The sequence below is a fragment of the Marisediminicola antarctica genome, assembly GCF_009930795.1.
GTDB lineage: Bacteria > Actinomycetota > Actinomycetes > Actinomycetales > Microbacteriaceae > Marisediminicola > Marisediminicola antarctica.
Genome location: NZ_CP017146.1, coordinates 852992 through 871403 on the forward strand (window position 1 = coordinate 852992; position 18412 = coordinate 871403).

The 18412-nt window shown below is 68.7% G+C and carries 17 protein-coding genes; 6 read left to right on the top strand and 11 right to left on the bottom strand.

The genetic code is table 11. The features are described 5' to 3' along the window. Positions 1-9: 9 nt before the first annotated feature. The 5 genes from BHD05_RS04060 to BHD05_RS04080 all read right to left on the bottom strand — a co-directional run bounded on the left by BHD05_RS04060 (position 10) and on the right by BHD05_RS04080 (position 5004). A complete protein-coding gene (locus BHD05_RS04060) occupies positions 10-411 on the bottom strand; it encodes a hypothetical protein (protein WP_161885295.1) in 402 nt (133 codons plus the stop codon). Positions 412-810: 399 nt separating this feature from the next. Beyond that, positions 811-2472 carry a DUF222 domain-containing protein gene (locus BHD05_RS04065; RefSeq protein ID WP_161885296.1) on the bottom strand — a complete coding sequence of 554 codons (1662 nt, stop codon included), beginning with the start codon at positions 2470-2472 and terminating at the stop codon, positions 811-813. Between the two features lie 264 nt (positions 2473-2736). After that, positions 2737-3276: a hypothetical protein gene (locus BHD05_RS04070; protein ID WP_161885297.1), complete on the bottom strand. Its 540-nt coding sequence runs from the start codon at positions 3274-3276 to the stop codon at positions 2737-2739. A 466-nt stretch (positions 3277-3742) separates the two neighbouring features. Continuing rightward, positions 3743-4600: a DUF429 domain-containing protein gene (locus BHD05_RS04075; RefSeq protein WP_161885298.1), complete on the bottom strand. Its 858-nt coding sequence runs from the start codon at positions 4598-4600 to the stop codon at positions 3743-3745. Further along, positions 4597-5004: an HNH endonuclease gene (locus BHD05_RS04080; RefSeq protein WP_335920173.1), complete on the bottom strand. Its 408-nt coding sequence runs from the start codon at positions 5002-5004 to the stop codon at positions 4597-4599. Before BHD05_RS04080 ends, BHD05_RS04075 begins: the two co-directional genes overlap by 4 nt. Positions 5005-5098: 94 nt before the next feature. On the opposite strand from BHD05_RS04080, the gene BHD05_RS04085 reads away from it, so the two are divergent. Then, on the top strand, positions 5099-5245 hold the full coding sequence (locus BHD05_RS04085) for a PIN domain-containing protein (protein WP_161885299.1): 147 nt from the start codon (positions 5099-5101) through the stop codon (positions 5243-5245). A 3-nt stretch (positions 5246-5248) separates the two neighbouring features. On the opposite strand, the gene BHD05_RS04090 is transcribed toward BHD05_RS04085, so the two are convergent. Genes BHD05_RS04090 through BHD05_RS04105 form a run of 4 tightly spaced genes read right to left on the bottom strand, consistent with a single transcriptional unit; the run spans position 5249 to position 12051 of the window. Then, complete coding sequence (locus tag BHD05_RS04090; RefSeq protein WP_161885300.1) at positions 5249-6400, bottom strand: Wadjet anti-phage system protein JetD domain-containing protein; 1152 nt, start codon at positions 6398-6400, stop codon at positions 5249-5251. Continuing rightward, entirely contained in the window at positions 6384-9749 is a 3366-nt protein-coding gene (locus BHD05_RS04095; protein WP_161885301.1) for an ATP-binding protein, read from the bottom strand. The genes BHD05_RS04090 and BHD05_RS04095 overlap by 17 nt, the downstream gene beginning before the upstream one ends. After that, positions 9746-10537: a DUF4194 domain-containing protein gene (locus BHD05_RS04100; protein ID WP_161885302.1), complete on the bottom strand. Its 792-nt coding sequence runs from the start codon at positions 10535-10537 to the stop codon at positions 9746-9748. The genes BHD05_RS04095 and BHD05_RS04100 overlap by 4 nt, the downstream gene beginning before the upstream one ends. After that, positions 10534-12051, bottom strand: a complete 1518-nt coding sequence (locus tag BHD05_RS04105; protein ID WP_161885303.1) for a DUF3375 domain-containing protein — start codon at positions 12049-12051, stop codon at positions 10534-10536. Before BHD05_RS04105 ends, BHD05_RS04100 begins: the two co-directional genes overlap by 4 nt. Positions 12052-12444: 393 nt before the next feature. On the opposite strand from BHD05_RS04105, the gene BHD05_RS04110 reads away from it, so the two are divergent. The 3 genes from BHD05_RS04110 to BHD05_RS04120 are packed head-to-tail and all read left to right on the top strand — an operon-like array spanning position 12445 to position 14611. Further along, on the top strand, positions 12445-13086 hold the full coding sequence (locus BHD05_RS04110) for an NAD(P)-dependent oxidoreductase (protein WP_161885304.1): 642 nt from the start codon (positions 12445-12447) through the stop codon (positions 13084-13086). After that, positions 13083-13748, top strand: coding sequence for a MarR family winged helix-turn-helix transcriptional regulator (locus BHD05_RS04115; RefSeq protein WP_161885305.1), 666 nt, complete (start codon positions 13083-13085; stop codon positions 13746-13748). Before BHD05_RS04110 ends, BHD05_RS04115 begins: the two co-directional genes overlap by 4 nt. Then, the gene (locus tag BHD05_RS04120) at positions 13745-14611 is read left to right on the top strand and encodes an SDR family oxidoreductase (protein WP_161885306.1); all 867 of its coding nucleotides are present in this window, start codon (positions 13745-13747) and stop codon (positions 14609-14611) included. Before BHD05_RS04115 ends, BHD05_RS04120 begins: the two co-directional genes overlap by 4 nt. Positions 14612-15008: 397 nt before the next feature. On the opposite strand, the gene BHD05_RS04125 is transcribed toward BHD05_RS04120, so the two are convergent. Together BHD05_RS04125 and BHD05_RS04130 are read right to left on the bottom strand one after the other, a co-directional pair. Next, positions 15009-16007 (bottom strand): acetamidase/formamidase family protein, encoded by a 999-nt coding sequence (locus BHD05_RS04125; protein ID WP_161885307.1) that lies wholly within the window; start codon positions 16005-16007, stop codon positions 15009-15011. Between the two features lie 13 nt (positions 16008-16020). Further along, positions 16021-16782 carry an SDR family NAD(P)-dependent oxidoreductase gene (locus tag BHD05_RS04130; RefSeq protein WP_161885308.1) on the bottom strand — a complete coding sequence of 254 codons (762 nt, stop codon included), beginning with the start codon at positions 16780-16782 and terminating at the stop codon, positions 16021-16023. Positions 16783-16925: 143 nt separating this feature from the next. Between BHD05_RS04130 and BHD05_RS04135 the strand changes: the two genes are divergently transcribed. Together BHD05_RS04135 and BHD05_RS04140 are read left to right on the top strand one after the other, a co-directional pair. After that, positions 16926-17183, top strand: coding sequence for a helix-turn-helix domain-containing protein (locus BHD05_RS04135; RefSeq protein ID WP_161885309.1), 258 nt, complete (start codon positions 16926-16928; stop codon positions 17181-17183). Further along, positions 17176-18411 (top strand): type II toxin-antitoxin system HipA family toxin, encoded by a 1236-nt coding sequence (locus BHD05_RS04140; protein WP_161885310.1) that lies wholly within the window; start codon positions 17176-17178, stop codon positions 18409-18411. Before BHD05_RS04135 ends, BHD05_RS04140 begins: the two co-directional genes overlap by 8 nt. The last annotated feature ends 1 nt before the right edge of the window (position 18412 follow it).

An 18412-nucleotide genomic window follows, 5' to 3' on the forward strand; every position in this document is an offset into this window, starting at 1 on the left:
CCCGCCGAGTCACGGTGGGGTTCCGGTATCGGCCTCAATTTCGGCCCACTGGCAGCCCTCCAGCAGCTGGATTCCGTGACCGGTCTGCCGGTGCTCAAGCACGCCGGCAGTTGAGTCGCAGATCGCATTGACGAGCAGCGCATAGCCCTCGCCGTTCTGGTAGTTGCCCTTCTCCCCGGGCAGGCCGAATCCCTCGACCGTTCCGGGGGGCACGAAGGCCCACACTTCCGGCGATCCGGGGAACACGCTGGGCAGCCAGGCCCAGTTGCCGTGGATGATCGGACCCTCAGTACAGTTCGATCCGCACGAGGCCGGCGGTTTGGAGACGTTCACGCAGTCCAGGGCTTGGGCTGCGGTGGGCACGAGGACGAACGCAACAGCAAGTCCGGCCGCGAAAAGGGATTTCTTCATTACGATTTCTCCTTCGGGTAGTTGAAAGCGCCTAGCGGCGAGCGAAATCCCCAACCCAACTCCACCACACAGTACTCAGAAGCCTTCCTCCGTCAAGAGTTCGAGCGGACGATTCGGACATGCATCAAGGGAGCCCGAAAGACCCCTCGATCAGGAACCTGGGGGCTGATCTCGTGCTCGGTATGGATCGCCGAGCCGGGGGCAGCCAAAGCCGGGGTGGACCCATGTCCGACCAGTCAGTTGGAGAGGGAGTGGAGGAGGCGCGCGTTTGCCGGGTCGAGCGCGTTCGCCGGTCGCGTCAGGTTGTCGTAGACGCGTCTTCTTGCTGGGTCGCGCCCACCCGGCGCCGGTGATCGCCGGTGGCGCCGGGCCCGCACTTGGTGCCGGCTGGAGGGCAGACTACTGCGCCCGACGCTGGTCGGATTGTCGTTTGAGTGCCCGCATCTCGGGGTTTCGACTGGGGAGGGGGATGAGCTCCCGGTTGGGGTCGACGTCAGCGGGCGGTCTTATGTAGTAGTCGGCGCGCACTCGGATCACCTGCCACCCGTTGTTGTGCAGAAGGAGGTGATGACGTCGGCACAGGAGGATTCCGTCTGCAATATCGGTCTTGCCATCGTCGCGGAGCCACTCATCGATGTGGTGAGCCTCGCAGTAGGAGGGTGGACGGTCACAGCCGGCGAACATGCATCCGCCGTCCCTGAGCGTCATTCCGATTCGCTGTCGTTCGGTGAAGAATCGCTGGTTTCGGCCGACATTTACACACTGGCCGTCGTTGTCGAAGCCGACCGCGATCGTGCCCGTGTCGCACAGGTGGCGTTCCACGGTGGCGAAGGAGACCGGGTCGGGGTGGCCTTCGAGACGACCGTGTCCGGCCATGACATGAAGGTGTTGGTCGGTGACCATGACGCGCACGGCCGGGCGGCGGCGACCGAACATGGTGCCCGGGTCGGCGTCGACGGCGAGACGGATCAGGTCGACGAGGCCGTCGGCGGCGATCTGCTCGGTTGACCGCTGGTCGTTGAGAAGTTCCTCGGCCGAGGCCTTCGCCTCGAGGTCGACGAACCGTGGTCCGCCGCGTCGGGGGGAGAGAATCTCGTCGAACGCGGTGGACACGATCATGCCCTCTTCGGGAGGGAGCCGGAAGCTGCCGCAGTACATACCGGCCGGGTCCCACCAGGTGCGAACGGATCGGAGGTCGCGCCGCTCCTTTTCGCGCCGCTCGATGCCGGCCTCGTCGAGCGAGTCGCGGAGCTGGCGCGCCTTGCGGTACAGCTGCTCGGGAGTCAGGCCAGTCGAGGTCCCGATGAGGTGCTCGCAGGCCGCGGTGAGTGCCCCCGCGGTGATGGCGGGGTCGACATCGCCGAGCGCCCTCCTGATCGACTCGACCGCGTCGATCGACAGGATTCCGGCCGCGAGCGCGGCGGCAAGAGGGGCCTGCCACGGCGGTGGCGGTGGGAATTGCGGAAGGAAGCTGACGTGGCCGTGGGCGTTGCCGTCGCCGGTGCCGTCGCCGGTGCCGTCAAGCCCAGCATCCGGACCGCCGGTGCCAGGTTCCACCCCCGCGCCATCCGTGTCGTCGAGACTGGCGGCGCTCGCCGCGAGCTCCGCTGCGGCCTCGGACTCGGCGATGAACGACCCGACGCGCATCAGCTTCACCGCTTCGATGCGGGAGATATTGGCGATGGACTGCAGCATGGCCTCGGGCGACACGAAGCCGGCCTTCTGGGCGAGTCCGGAGTGGCCGTGCTCCGGAGTCGAGCGGTGCGCAATTTCGCCCGCCGCCATCGCGGCATATCTGTCGACGCACCGGCGAAGAGTGGTGATTGCCGATTGCGCAGCGAGGAGGTCGGCTGACGTGAGGCAGCGGAGGGCGCACGAGTGATCGCCCAGCGAGGCGACCCTGGCGGCGGACTCTCGGAGTGACGACGAGAGCGACTCCGACGGCGGGTCCAAAGGCGACCGCGTGAGCGGTTCCACGAGCGACTCCGAAGGCGACTGCGTGAGTGGCTCCGAGAGCGACTCCGGCAGTGTCTGCGGGGGTGAGAGAGAGGGTTCGTCCATGTCATAATTTTCCCACATTCGAATGTATGTTCGATAGGGGTGTGGGCAAATGGGGATAAGAACTTCTCCCCAGGGCGAGTGCGGAGAGGTTGCATCCGGCGCACTGCGGTCGCTGCCCTCGGGTCGCGCCGCTCCGATCGCCGCCCTGCGGCCGGCGCTGCGATCGCCGCCCTGCGGCCGGCGCTGCGATCGCCGCCCTGCGGCCGGCGCTGCGATCGCCGCCCTGCGGCCGGTCCTGCAATCGCCGCCCTCAGCCCGCCGCCCTCAGTCCGCTGGCCCATGCTCCGCGGCCTCCCGAAGCGCCCGGTACTCCGCCATCATCTCGTTGAACTGCGCGCACGCGACACACGAGCAGTCGCCGAAGTGCGGACCGGAGATGACCGCCGCGCGGGGTAGGTTCTCGCGACCGACATAGTCCCGGAAGCTGTAGCGCGGGGCGCTCGAATATATGTGATCGCCGTCGAAAACGAGGCGACCGAGAAACTGGTCCGGCTCGAAGTCGTGCGCCTCGCACAGCACCTGGTCATCCCAGGAGATCCGCTCCCAGTCGTCGCAGTCGAGCGGCGACGTCGTGTGCGCGAGGGCGAAGTACCGCACGGGCCGGTAGGAGCCCGCAAGCGCCGCAACGATGTCCGCGACGTGAGGCTCGAGTGATCCCGAGAACTCCGGACACACCGGAGAAATCTCCAGCAGGCGCAGGTCCTTGTCGGCAGCCAGCATCCACAGGGCGCGACGGCTGACCGCATCCGCGAGGACCTCGGGGTGAAGGAGTTGGACAAGGTCGAAGCCCGCCTCGATGATCATGCTGCGAGGCTAGGCCCCGGGCCGGCGAGCAGGGCGCGCGCGGTCGCGAACTGTGGACAAGTCCCGGGCCTGGGCAAATCTGGGCGCAGACCGACTGGCACGACTACGCCTTCGTGTGCGTCGTCGGTGCGGCTCCAGCTGTCGCCGCGACGATCCTGTGTCACTCTGGGCTGTGGTACCTGTCGACCGAGTTCTACCGCGGGGTTCGAGGGGGCCGGATGCTGCGGATCGGGATCAGGTCGGTGACGCGGGCGCGCGCCCGCCGGGCGAGAGCGATCTGCAACGAGTGGTGGCACACCCAGCATGCTTTGAGTGAGCGGTCGCTGCAGAGGGCGGAGTGCGCCGCTCGCGTGGGTGTTGTTCATCCGCGTGCACGTAATCTCACCAGCGGGAGTGAACAATGCCCGCTGGAGCGTCGTGGACCCGGGGTCACCCGCAGCGCTGAACCCTAGAAAGCCATGCCAACCTAAGGTGACGGCGACGACCCCTCGCGCAGAACCCGCATCGCCCGCCCCGCGACCCGCTGCCCATCTCGGGCGGGCGCGACGATGGTGCCGCGGCGACCCGCGGCATCCGGCACGTCATCGGCACCGAGCACCTGCACCCGCTCGCGGTGCCGGTGCCAGATCGCGGCGGTCCAGGCGCAGAGCACCGCGTCGAGCATGTCCTCCCGGTGTTTGTAGGCCGCATCGACCAGCGGCGACGGCTCGAGCAGCGAGCGCGACACCTCGTGCGAGGCGATGTGCAGCGGGGGAGTGGCCGTGCCGAGCGCAGCCATCCGCCGGATGAGCTCATCGCACGCATCCGCCCGCGCCTGCCGCCGCAGTGCGGACGGCAACGCCATGTCGAAGCGCTTGTACCGCGGGCGCTTCTCCTCGTACCCCAGCTCCGCCATGCCAACGATGGTCGTGTACGGGTAGCACTCGAACATCGTGCGCTCGAGCGGGCCGGGCGGGCGGATGCCGTCGGTGTAGACGAACCCACGTGCCTCGAGCTTCTTTCGCAACGCCACCCCGCCCTGCCAGCCGAGCGCGGTATTGCTCGCGTTCGCGGCGACGTGCCAGCGCCCATACCCCATGCCGACCTGTCGCTCACAGAGCCGCATCCCGGCCTGGTTCTCCACCACCAGCGGCGCATCGATCGCGATCACCGCGCCGGGGGGCGCGACCTCGACGATCCACTCGGCGACCGGATCGATGCCGCGCGCCCAGCCGGCGTGCAGCACGGTTCCGGTCTCGTCGATGAGCGCGACGCCGGTCTCCTTCGCCGGACGCGTCGCAGTGCCCTCGCCCCAGGCGAGGTCGATGCCGAGGTAGTGGGTCATGGGGCGGAGCCGTGGGTTCCGCCGAGGCCCGCGTTCATGTGCCCGGTCTCTATGTCCGTGTCGTCAGGCATCAGCGCATCCCGCACCTCCACGAACCGCACCAGGAAGCGGCGTTCGTCGAGCTTCTTGCGTCGCATCCAGCTCGTCACCTCGTCGTTGCTCTTGCTCGCGTTGCACGCCCCGCAGGCTGGCACGATGTTGTCGAGCGTGTAGCGCCCGCCCCGCGAGATCGGCTGAACGCAGTCCCGCTGAAGCGCACGATCGCCCGCCCCGCAGTACGCGCATCCGCCCCACAGGTGCTGCAGCATCCCCCACTGCTCCGGGGTCAGGTCATGCTCGACCAGCGCCATGCGTCGCTTGCGGCGGCGGGCGGCCTTGGCGGCGCGGCTGTTGGGGTGGGGCACGGGATTCAGCGTAGGCGGATGCCGGGCTCTCCTGCGCAACCTCAGTGCACCGCCGATCTCCAGCGAGACCTGCCGCGTCGAGTCGCTCCAGGGCTTGCTGGATCATGAGCGGGCGGATGCCGCGGAGCTCACCAGCCTCATCGAGTGGGTGCCGGTCGTCGAGCCGATCTCGATCAGGGCGGGGGAGCTCGGACGGCGCTGGATGTCGTCACATTCGGGGATCGGTGCGGCGCCCGAGTGATGGTCACCGCAATTCGCGGCCAGCGACACTCACGCCGAACGCCGCCTCAACAACGCCCCACGGCAAGCGCTCCTGCTCCAGCCGCGCGTTCGGCTCTGACAGCAACACCTCGTATGCCTCCCGCTCGGATGCCGTCAGGAGCGGCAACTGGGCCGACTGCGGCTTCTCCTCCCGCGCCCACAGGGAGCGATGCGCGAGCAGGGTGTCGGCATCCATCAGCACGGAGTCGACTCGCGGCAGGTGGTGCCGTAGCCGGTTCAGGATCGCGAAGCCGTGCGTGTCGAGGTCGCCCCAATAGCGCACGTGAGCGCGCTGCAGCCAGGGCAGCCCGCCGTAGGCCTCGACTGCGTAGCCTTGTGCCGCGAGCACGACGCACCCGGGGCGATCGCCGAAGGAGTACGCGCTCTGCAGATTCTCCGAGATGATGACCTCCCCTGGCGCCCAGACCAGTCGCGCCAACTCGGTGGCCGGGGCGGCGAACTCCGCGAGTCCGCCGACTTCCGCGCGCAGGGCCGGGTCGAGCACGCGCACCAGCATCCGAGAGTCGATCTGCCGCGTCGTGAGACGCCGGGTACCCGCCCCCGCGGCACGCAGTGCGACCAGCAGCGGACGGTTCTGATCGAACCACTTGCTGTCGACACCGGGAAAGGCGATCTGGCGAGGCAGTAGTTCGGAGAGGTCCAGGTCCGCCGACCAGCGCAGAAAGCCGACGACGTGCGACCACGACGAGGTGGGCACGTCGAGCACGCGGCGCACCGCTGCGGCATCCGGCCTCGACATGTCCGGCCACTGGGCGACGAGCTCGCCCAGTCGTGCGACCAGAGCGCGCCAGTGGGCAGTGGAGGCGATGAAGGCCGCGACCTCTGCGGGCTGCTCCAAGTGGAGGCGCACCGGCACCGACTGCGTGCCGAGATACCGGAACCGTCGCGTCGCGAACTCCACTTCTCCTGCCCCCGCGAAGTCGTGCCAGGCGCTGGACCACTCGCGCATCTCCGCGACCCTGTCGAGCGCCTCATCGCCGGTGGGCGGCTGCAGGTTGAGAGCGAGTGGGATGCGTTCGGCCGGCTCGCCCTGCACGGCCGACCATGCCCATCCGCCCAGGTTCCGGTCGAAGATGCGCCGGGCCTCGACGCGCGCCTCAGCGATCGAGCGCATCGGCACGCTGCTGCGCCGAAGTGGCGGTGAGCTCGACGAGGTCGATCGGGAACGCGGATGACGCCTTGCGATCGCGGATGTGGATGACGGTCGCTCCGCCGATGAACGGGCTCAGGGTCTGGATGAGCTTCATCGGCGTCGCGAGCACCATTTGGAATCCGAACTGCTCGAAAATGCGCATCGACTTCTCGGTGAAGTCGGCATCGGCCTTGTCGAACGCCTCGTCGATGACCACGGTGCCGTAGTCGGGACGCTCGGCATTGCGCCCACCGAGCTGATAGCGGAGAGCCGCAGCGAGGGCGAAGGTGACGAGCTTGACCCGCTGCCCGCCGCTCCGCCCGGCCCCGGAGGTGTGGATCTCGACAGTCTCACCGCCCTCGCCGATCTCGCGCGCCTCGAACTCGACGTGTCGGCGCACATCGAGCACCTGTTCCCGCCAGTGCCTGTGCTCCGGCTCGGGGCTGCCGAACCGGGTGACGAGACGCCGCAGAATCTCGAACCGCTCAGTCGCGCGCGCCGGGTCGTTGACGAGCGACTCGTCGGTCGCCGCCGCGACATCCTTCTTGAAGTCGTTCACGAGGGCGAGCTGCCGCTCCTTCACGTCGATGCGCAGAATGGTGCCGTGCCCATATTCGCTCAACGCCAGCGACTCGTTGATCGGTGTGATCCGATCGCGAATCTGCCGACGCTCCTGGTCGATCTGCCGCCGCAGCTGCCCGAGCGACATCGTCGAGAGATGCTGCAGCATGGTCAGGAACTTCGTTTCGAACTGCGGCAGCCCGTCGTGCTCGATGCGTTCGAGAATGCGCAGATACTCCCCGGTCGCCTCAACATCCGTATCGACGTCGGCGGCTTCGGCGGTCCACTCCGCCTTGAACTCGGTGAACAGCTGCGTCAGCCTCTCCCGAATCGAGCGGATGCTGCGCTCCACCGCCGTCGCCTCGCTCGAGATCTCCTTCTGCACCTCGGCGCGCAGGTCGCCGAGCCGCTCCAGAGTCAGGCTGCGCGACCGCGCGGTGAACCGGGACTCGAGGCGGGCAAGAGCCGCGGCATCCGCGCCCTGCAGCTCGGCCCGGGTCGACTGCCGCTCCTCGAGGCCGCGCTCGAGCCTCGACAGCGCGGTGGATGCCGCGTGAACGCGCGCTCCAGCCTCGCGTAGCGCCTTCTCGACCGCGGCGGCGGCGGATCTCTGCTCCGCAATCTGCTCATCGAGCTGTGCAAGGTCACGGTGGGTGGAGGCGAATTCGGCGATGAGCGTCTCGAGGCCGTGCAGGTGCCGGGCGGCGCTCGCGGTGTCGATGTCGTCCCACGGGGTCTCGACGATGCGGCGGCACGCGGCGAGCCGAGCCTGGGCGGCCGTGCGCCGCCCGAGCACAGCATCCACCTGCTTCTCGGCCGCGCCGAGCTCCGCCTGCAGCCGCTCTGCGTCGGCGGCGAACAGCTGCTGCTTGGCCGCGTTGTCGAAACCGAGCACCCACTGCCGCTGGTCGTCGATGCGCGAGCGGTCGTTCTTCTCGTGGCGGGAGCTGCCGTGGCGCACTTGGCCGTTGCGGGTGATCGCCTTCTCTGCCCGCTGGAATGCGGCGAGGCTCTCGGCGCAGGCGTAGTCGAACCGCCCGCTCAACTCGGCGTGCAACCACTCGGCGGTGGGCGAGTCGGCGACCTCGATGCGGTGCACCACCGAGTCCGGCCCGATCGCCCGCGGCTTGTTGGTCAGCTCGCGCGGCACCCGGTAGTAGAGCAGCTTGCGGCCGAGGTGGGTGCTGTCGATGTAGGCGGATGCCGCGGCATACACCGACTCCGGAATCAGCACCGACCGGGCGAATCCGCCGAGCAGCCGCTCGATCGCGCCGCGCCACTCGGCATGTTCCTCGGGAACATCGAGCAGCTCGGCGACGAACGGCAATCGCTTCGGGTCGACGCGGGCGGCTGTGGCGAGCTCGTCGCGCAGCCGCAGGTCGGCGCTGTCGATGTTGGAGCGGCTCGTCGCGAGCGTCGCCATCTCCGCTCGCACCGCGGCGAGCTTCCGCTTCGCGTCATCGGCTCCGGCAAAGGCGTCGTACTGTTCCCGGTCCACCTCGGCGCCGCCGGCCGCGAGCGTGTCGATCTCGGTCTGCGCCTGATTCACGAGTTCGGCGTGGTCGCCCTGAGTCGACGGTATCGCGGCGCCGAGCACGCTCAGGTGAGAGCGAAGCGCACCCTGGCGACGGGTGCGCGACGACAGCTCGCCGGTGGCCTGATCGCGCTCCGAACGGATGCCGTCGAGCCGGCCGCCGCCAGCGGTGAGGTGCTGCTCGCGCAGTACATCGATGCGGCCGGTGATGAGTGAGAGGTCGGCTTCGAGGGCCGACCCCTCGGCCGCGGCATCCGTGCGGTCCCGCTGCGTGCGGGCGATCTCGTCGTGGTGGAGGACGATGGCACGCTCGGTCACGTACCACTCGGTGGCCGCGGTCTCGTCCTCGAGGCCGGCTGCGCGTGTGGAAAGGGTGCCGAGCTCGGCGTCGAGCCCGCGCACCGGCTCGAGGTGGGCGACCTGCTTGCGGGCGGTCTGCACCGCCTCGTGCGCCGCGGAGAGCTCGTCGAACTGCTCGACCATGCGGCTGGCGATGGCGAATGTCTCCGGTTCGTCGAGCATGAAGTCGCGCAGCAGTGAGTCGAGGCTCGTGAGTCCCTTGGTCGCCTGGGTCTTGTGCAGCAGGCGCAGGGCGCGCTCGCCGCCGATGCCGAGCCGCCGGGCGAACTTCTCCTGGAACGCGGGATACTGGTCGCCCGCGTACCAGGGCGACAGCAGCGCCTTCACGGTGCGCAGACTGAGTCCGTCGGCGAGCACCGGCTCGAGGTCGTGCAGGTCGAACCTGCGATCGGCGATGAGGTTGACGCTTTTCACCCCGCCAGGGTCGGTGACTCCGCGGGCCGCCCAGAACACGCGCACCAGAGTGGTCTCGATGCCCTTGCCGTCGGAGTATTCGAGTGCGACGGCCGACCAGGTGGTGCCCGGGCGCAGCTGCTGGGTGGCGACCTCTCCGGTGATCTCGTCGGCGTTGATCGACCACGATCCGCGCAGATAGCTGAGCACGGTGCGGTCGCGCACCCGCTGCCCGGCGTCGCCCGCCGCGGCGTTGAGGTTCAGGTCTTTCGGGCGCACGAGCACGACCGAGATCGCGTCGAGAATGGTGGACTTGCCCGACCCGGATGCCCCGGTGATCAGGAAGCCCTTCTCTGCCACGTCGATTCGATGGTGGTTGGCGAAGGTGCCCCAGTTGACGAGCTGGATTCCGGTGAGTCGGTGCTGCCCGCGGCTGCTCCGCAGCGCGCCGTCGAGGTCGTCGAAGAGGGTGTCGTCGCTCATGCGGTCTCCTCCGCGGATGCCGTGTCGGTGTCGTCGTTTCGCGTCTCGGTGGACTGGTGCTCGGCGGACTGGTGCTCGTCGGGCGCCTCATCGGGCAGGTCGAGCCGCGCATCCGTCGCATCCGCTCCCCGCAGCGCCTCATAGGCATCGGTCAGCGCGGCGATCTGCTCGGCGGGGAACAGGATTCGCAGCACCGGGGAGATCTCATAGCGGCCCTCGGTGGAGGTGTTCGCGAGCACGCCAGCGTCGATCATCTTGCGCACTGCGCCGTTCATGCGTTTGAGGTGGGCCGACTCGTCGGTCGTTCCCTCGCGGCGGTAGGGGGTGAGCTGCGCGACGATGTCGTCGTATCCGACGATGGCGCGCTGGCCCGTGCCAGCAACGGCGGAGAGCTGCCCGCGCAAAAAGAGGACGAGGGCGCTGTCGATCATGGTGAGCGGCACCTGGCGCAGAACGCTCGGGATCACGGCATCCGATTCGCTGGCCTGCTGGGTGAAGGCGATGCGCTCGACCTCATCGATTACGAGCAGCAGGAAGATCTCGCTCAGGTAGCGCCTCACCGAGACCTCTGAGCGGCGCAGCGCCGCCCAGCGCGCTGGCTCCCGGCTGCCGTCGAGAAAAGGTCCGCGCAGCAGCTTCACGAGCGCGAGCCGGGTGTCGAGGTCGAGGGTTCCGGTGTCGCCGACGAAGAGGGTGGCGGATGCCGCGGACTCGTCGTCGCCCGGGGCCTCGGCGCTCTGCGCGTCGGCGCTCTGAGGCTTCTGCTGCGCGGTGCGGGCCGGTGTCATGGATGCTCCTCGCTCGATTGGGTGAAGAGAATGGTGGGCACGCGGGCGGCGAGCCCCGAATCACCCCAGGCCACAAGATCGCGCTCGTTCTCGACGAGCACGGCGCGGCCGTTGACGGTGCGCTCGAGCCCGATCGACAGCAGCCCGATGAGACTACCGAGTCCCTGAGTCGCCGGATACCGGTCGAGCACATCACTGATGCTCGCGACCGGCAGATCTTCGAGTGTCGCGTCGACATTGCGGCGAAGCTCGTACAGGTTGATGTCGCTTTCGTTGATGAGTTCGCGCACCCGATCGAGGTCGAGCTCGACCGGGGGGTTGTCGACGAGACCGGGCGGGCGCTCGGTGTCGGGTGCGGTCATCGTGAACTGGCTGACCGACCCCAGCTGCGCCTTGCTGAGGCTGAGCGTGAATCCGGTCGGACGGATGAGGCTGCCGTCGCCGCTCAACTCGCCGAACGCGCGTTGTGCCTGCTTGAGCAGCCGGCTGACGCGGCGCTCCTCCACGTATTCGCGCTGCTGCACGAACGTGCGCAGGCTCCGGGCGAGGGAGGCGTAGACCTCGTGCACCTCTCCGCCGCGGGAGGTGAGGCGTTCGACGAGGGTGCGCAGGGCGATGCGTTCGGCCGGCTTGAGCGAACCGAGGGCGTCGCGGGTGAGCACGTCGTCGATCGAGCGGTCGAGCCCGGCGCTGCGTTCAGGATTGATGAGCAGGGCATAGAACGCGCCGAAGCTGCGGCCGGCCTCGTTGTCCTGCAGCACGTCGACTCCGCGGAACAGCGCATCGAGCACCTCGCCGCGCGCTCCGTCGCTCTCGATGATGTCCCGCCGGAACTGCACGTTGAGCGACTCGACATCGCGTCGCACCCGAGCGAAGTCGGCCGGGAGCTGCTCGGCGAGCAGCAGGATGTCCCGGATGCGTTCGAGCGCGGCATCCGGGGCGACGACGTCGATGCGCCCCTCGCGGATGTTCGAGATGCGGTGGTCGAGCCGCTCCCGTTCGCGCGTGAGGGACTCGAGCCGGGAGGCGACGTCGGTGTCGGTATCGATCGCGAGCTGCTCGAGTTGGCCCATGACCGTGGTCAAGCGGCTCTCGGTGACCGAGCGCGGCGGGGTGACGATCTCGGTCGCGATGCGCAGAGCAGCGAGGGCATCGGCGGAGAGTTCGTAGGTCTCTGCGGCGCTCGATCCGGCGCCCGATCCGGCGCCCGAGGTGCCGGCCGATCCGGTGCGGCGCTCGAGATAGCCCGCGTCGAGCCAGTCCGCGACGTACCGCTGGGGCGACTGCGGCAGCTCGTGCCCGGCGACTCGCAGCGCCTCGAGATCGTCGCCGATCCGCTCGAACAGCACGGTCGCCGGCACGCGCGCCTCGCCCGACTCGACGAAGTTGGCGTGCAGCACCGCGAGCACGATGGGCGCCTGGTTCGCGCGCAGCAGAGACCACGCGGAGTCTCTGCGAACCCGGTCGAACCGGGCCGCGCTCTGCACCAGGGCGGCGTCACTGCGGGTCACCATTCGAGGGTAGCGAACTCGTGCGACATCGTCGGGCCGGGAGGCGGGCCCGGGGCTTGGGCCGCTCTGTCGCGGTAGTTATCGAGGTCTCAATCGCACCGCGTCGTTGCGCATCGCGCGGATGCCGCTCACTCGCGCGGGTGCTGTTCACTCGCGCGTGCGATGCGGACAATGCGGCCGGCCGCTCGAGCACTCGCGCGCATGCTGTTCGCTCGTGCAGGTGTAATCGCATGCGCGCGAGCGAACAACAACCGCGCGGGCGCTGGATGCAGTGCAGTCGGCGCATCCACCCCGGCGCCGGCGCAGCGTCGTTCGTCGTGGCATCCCCCCCCGCTACCCCCCCCGCCACCGCCCCGCTACCCCCTCCGCATTTACTTAAGCTGCTAACATAAATCCATGACCAACACGACCATTGCCCTCTTCGGCGCGACCGGCCGCACCGGCCGACTGGTGCTCGCCGAGGCGCTGGCCGAAGGGCACACGGTGCGGGCCCTGGCCAGGCGTCCCGAGGCGATCACCGAGGCATCCGACCGCCTGACGATCGTGACGGGCGACGTCCTCGACACGGCGGCAGTCGAGCAGACTGTGCGCGGGACGGATGCGGTACTCAGCGTCTTCGGTCACGTGAAGGGCTCCCCGCCCACGGTGCAGACCGACGGCACCAGGAACATCGTCGAGGCGATGAAACGGGAGCAGATCACGCGCATCGTCTCGCTGTCGGGAGGGGGGCTGCCTGCCGAGGAGCACGATCGTCCCGGGGTGGCCGATCGCGTCATCCGCTTACTGCTGAAGGCTCTCTCGCCGCAGGTGCTCGACGACGCGAAGGGGCATCTCGAGGTGCTGCAGGACAGCGGTCTCGACTGGACCGTAGTTCGGGGGCCGCGCCTGACCGACGCCCCGGCGACCGGCTCGTACCGCGTGGGGTGGGTCGGCGTGAACGCCAGCACGCAGATCTCGCGTGGGGACCTGGCGCGGTTCATCCTGACCCAGGTGGATGACCGACAGTTCGTGCGCGAACTGCCGTTCGTCAGTCGATGACCGTGCGCGAGCAGCCGAGGACCGTGCGCCAGCGGTCGCTGACCGTCGACGAGCACTCGGTGACCGTTGACGAGCACCCGGTGACCGTCGACGGGCACACGGTGACCTTGGAGGGGCACCCGCTGACCGTCGACGGGCACACGGTGACCGTTGACGAGCACCCCGTGACCGTGGACGGGCAGCCAGTGCCCGCGCCCGAGCAGCAGTCGGTAACCGACCGCGAGGCCTCGCTGCACCGGGTGGTCGCGCGCATCGGCGTCGTCACCCGCGACTTCGCGGCGAGCGGGGCGTATCCGTTCAAGGCCTACAACCTGGGACGCGGGCCCATGAACCTCCTCTTCGCGCTGTCGCAGTCCGATGGCGCAAGCGTGTCCGAGTTGGCCGACAGGCTGAACGTCACCAGCAGCGCCGTGAGCCAGACCGTCGACATGCTGCGCGCCGTCGCTCTCGTGACGAGCGAGACCAACCCCGCCGACCGGCGCGGGCGGATCATCCGGCTCACCGACGCCGCGCGCGTCGAGGTCGACCAGTTCCAGCGGGCCTACTTCGACGGCATCGCCCCGCGGTTCGATGCGCTCAGCGTCGCCGAGATCGTCGAGCTCGACCGAATCCTCTCGCTCCTCCACGACCGGAGTCCCGACGACCGCAGCGGCACCCGATGAGCGCGCCGGGCGGCGCGGTCCTCGTCACGGGCTCCACCGGAAACGTCGGCAGGGCGGTCGCCCGGCACCTCGCATTGGCCGGTGAGACGGTCGTCTCGGGCGTGCGCGACGAGTCCTCGGGCGGGGGCGCAGTGCGCGACACCGAGGCACGCGTGCTCGACTTCGAGAATCCCGCCGGCTGGCCTGCCGCGCTCGCCGGCGTCGACCGGATGTTCCTCCTCCGGCCCCCGCAGATCTCCGACGTGCGGCGCGTCCTCTTCCCCCTGATCGACAGGGCGCTGGATGCTGGCGTGCGGCAGATCGTGTTCCTCTCGCTTCAGGGGGTGCAGTTCAACGCGGCCACCCCGCACCACGCCGTCGAGAAGTACCTGAGGGAGCGGTCGGCGCCATTCACGTTCCTGCGCCCGAACTTCTTCATGCAGAACCTGTCGACCACGTACCGCGACGACATCCGCGATCGGGGCGAGATCTTCGTGCCGGCCGCGCGCGCCCGCACCGCCTTCGTCGACACCGACGACCTCGGCGCGGTGGCGGCGGCGGTACTGACCAGGCCAGGGCATGTGGGTAAGGCCTACACGCTTTCGGGAGAGCAGTCCCTCGATTACTACGGAGTCGCCCGTCAGCTCACGGCCGCCCTCGGCTACGAGGTGCGCTACGCGGCGCCGTCGGTCGAGGAGTACGTGGCGCGCCTCACGGAGCAGGGCGCGGCCGCGGACTACATCGAGGTGCAGAAGATGATCTACCGCGTCGTGCGGATGAACGTGTCGGCGTTCCCGAACCGCACCATCCGGCGCCTGACGGGGAGGCCCGCGACGACCTTCGCGCAGTTCGCGGAGCGCGAGAGGGCGGCGTGGGCGCGGTAGGGAGCGCTGAGCGCTGAGCGCTGAGCGGTCGGGCAGGGCTCCGCGCGGGTGTTGTTCGCTCGCGCTATAGTAATCGCACGCGCGTGAATGAACAGCGACCGCGCGACCGGACAGCGGGGCGAACAGCGGCCGCGCGACCGGACAGCGACCGGACAGCGGGGCGAACAGCGGCCGCGCGACCGGACAGCGGAGCGAACAGCGACCGCGCGACCGGACAGCGGAGCGAACAGCGACCGCGCGACCGGACAGCGGAGCGAACAGCGACCGCGCGACCGGACAGCGGAGCGAACAGCGACCGCGCGACCGGACAGCGGAGCGAACAGCGACCGCGCGACCGATCAGCGACCGCTCGCTCCCGCCCGGTCGCCCCCGACCGCCCCGCCCCGCCCCGCCCCACTCAAACGCGGCGCGCGCGCCCCCGCAGTTCGCGGTGCATCCCGTCGAAGGCCTGCACGCGCGTGAAGTACTTCTTCGGAACCTTCACCACCACGCTGTAGTTGGTATCGACGACGTTCGCGATCGGCGTCTCGGTGATCTGGCTGAGCAGCTGGTAGGCATCCATCTCGTGCAGGTCGAACATCTCCGCCATCCATCGGGTCATCTCCAGCTGCGCGATACGCCAGGAGTCCTCCATCGGACGCGACGAGCCGACGACCATCCAGTAGTCGTCGTTCTCGAGCCTGGGCCAGAGCGGCCCGCCGCCCTTGATCAGCTCGACGATGATCACCGAGTTCATGGCACCCTCGACGGCCGTGCCGCACGCCTCGCCCTCGCCCTGCCGGTAGTGCCCGTCGCCGATCGAGAGCAGCGCGCCCTCCACATTGACGCCGAGGTAGGCGGTGGTGCCGGCCTTCATCTCGGGGGTGTCCATGTTGCCGCCGAACCGCTCCGGGACGAGTGATGACCGCACCTCGCTGCCGGCGGGTGCGACGCCCACTGTTCCGAGCATCGGGGCCAGCGGCAGTGCCACCTCGAAGTCGCCGAAGCGCGACTGGAAGCCGACGGTTCCGGCATCCGTGTCCACCTCGTAGATCCAGGTCGCCTCGGGGAGTGCGGGTTGCAGCATGGCGGTGCGGTCGGTGCTCGTGAGGCCGCCGAAGAACGGGATGGTGGCGGATGCTCCCCAGCTGCGCGCCGGGGTGAGGCTCACGATGTGCACGGCGAGGGTGTCGCCGGCCTCGGCGCCGACGATGTAGAACGGACCGGTCTGCGGGTTGAGGTAGCGCACGTCGAGCTTGGCGCTCGCGAGGTCGTCGACCGAGCGGAGGGCGTGGTTGTAGGCATCCTCCGACCAGAGGGCGAGCGCCGTGCCGGGGTTCACCCGCATCACGGGCTCGGCACCACCGAAGGTGTAGACGTACTGCGACCGCTCCGGGGTGAACTCGACGATGTTCATTAGAAGACGTCCATCAGAACTGCATGCCGCGGGTCAGCGCCCCGTCGACGACCAGGTTCGTGCCGCTCGTGCGGCTCGACCGCGGGCTCGAGATGAAGACCACGCTGTCGGCGATCTCCTGTGGGGTGCCCATGCGTCCGGTCGGGTTGAGCCCCATCGCCAGGGAGAACAGGTCGGGGTTGCCGGTCTCGATGCCCGCCCACACTCCGCCGGGCTCGTAGGTGTTGCCGGGCGAGACCACGTTGGCGCGGATTCCCTTGTCGGCCAGCTGCAGGGCGAGCCCCGAGATGTAGCCGATGATCGCGGATTTGGCGGTGCCGTAGGGGCCGGATGCGAAGTCGGCTTCTCGCCCCGAGACGCTCGAGATCGCGACGATGGAGGGGGCGGGGCTGTTCTCCAGGTAGGGGAGCGACGCCTTGACGAGGTTGACGGTGCCCATGAGGTCGACCTCGAACGACTCGACCCAGTTCTCCGCCGTGTCGGGAATCGCCAGGGCGCTCACGTTGGCCACGATCATGTCGATGCCGCCGAGGCGCACGGCGGTGTCATCGACCCAGGCGGTGAGGGCGGCGGCGTCGCGCACGTTCAGCACCGAGCCGAGCACCGTCGGTGTGGCATCGGCGTAGGCGGCCTCGACGGCCGCGACTTCATCGGCATCCCGCGCACAGAACGCGACATTGGCGCCCTCCGAGACGAACGCGTCGACGATGGCGCGCCCGATTCCCTTGGTTCCGCCGGTGACGAGTGCAGTTTTTCCCGTGAGGTTGAGGTCCATGAAGTGATCCTGCCAGTTTTGTGGGGCGGGGAGGTTATTTAGCTCGCAGGTGTGGCCTGACGGTAAAATCTCCGTCAGTAGGCTTGACGGCAATAACACCGTCATCTACGCTGAAGGCAATAAGACCGTCAGGAGTGGCCACCATGGCAGCACGAGGAGAAGTACGCAGCCCCGACGCCCTCGGACGGATGCTGCAGCAGGGCCGACTCGTCAGCGGACTGACCCAGCGTGAGCTTGCGGACCGGCTCGATACCGACCAGAAGTACGTGTGGGCACTGGAGTCGGGCAAGAACACGATCGTGCTCGAACGCATCTTCGCGATGATGCGGGAGACCGGCATCCGGATGTATCTCGAGATCGAGCCGCCAACCTCCGACAGCCCGGACGAGCCCCGTGGCTGACCTGCGCGTAGAGCTCTGCGGCGAACTCGTCGGCCGCCTCGTCGGCACCGACCGGCGCTCGTTCGATTTCGTCGCCGACCCCCAGGCCATCGAGACCTTCGGGCTCGGCAGCACGATGCTCTCCGAATCGGTTCCCTTCGAGCTCGTCGCCAACCGCAGTAGGGGCGCACGTCGCCGCAACTTTTTCGCCGAGCTGCTTCCCGAGGGCATGGCGCTCGACAGCCTCGCCGCCGAATTGCGAGTGTCGACCGACGACATCATCCCGCTGCTGGCGCAGTACGGCAGGGACGTCGCCGGCGCCGTGCAGATTTACGACCCCGAGGCGCCAGGCGAGCCGTGCACCCCGGAACTCGCTCCGGTCGACGCCGACGAGGTGGGCCGGATGCTGGCGAACACGCAGTCCGCTCCCCTCGGCAACCATCCGCAGTCGGGCCGTACCTCGCTGGCGGGTGTGCAGGACAAGATCGTGCTGGCGCGCCAGGGCAGTCAGTGGTTCCAGGTTCTCGATGGGTATCCGTCCAGCCACATCATCAAGTCGCCGTCGACGCGTCATCCGACGATCACCTTCGACGAAGAGTACGGCTTCCGTGCGGCCAAGGCGGCCGGCCTCACGACGTTCGACAGCTGGATCGAGGACTTCGGCGACGTTCGCGGCCTGGTGATCGAGCGATACGACAGGTCGCGCGAGTCGCCCGATGGACGCATCCATCAGGAGGACATGAATCAGGCCCTGGGCGCCGCAAAGAACGAGAAATACCAGGAGTTCGGAGGCAAGGTCTCGCTTCGCCGAATCGCCGGGGTGCTGGGTCGGAACGGCGACCGGCGTTCGGTGGACCAGCTTCTCCGGCTCGTGACCGTCTCGCAGGCGCTGGGCAACCTCGATCTGCACGGCAAGAACATCAGCATGCTGCACCTGCGCGACGGGAGCACGAGAATAGCGCCGGCCTACGACGTTGTGCCACAGACCCACCTCGACAGCGGGGGAAGGATGGCGCTGGCTATCAATGGCAAGTACGCGCATGCCACGATCGCGATGGACGACCTTGTCGCCGAGGGTGAATCGTGGAAGGTTCGTTCGCCTCGCCCGCTCGTCGCCGAGGCGCTGGAAGCGGTCGAGGCGTTCGTGGCCGCGGAAAACCCTGACGCTGGATCGTATTCCGGGCTGCGGGAGGATATTGCCCGGTTCACGGCGAACCTGCTGGGTGGACGGCCGACCGGGTCCCGCTGAC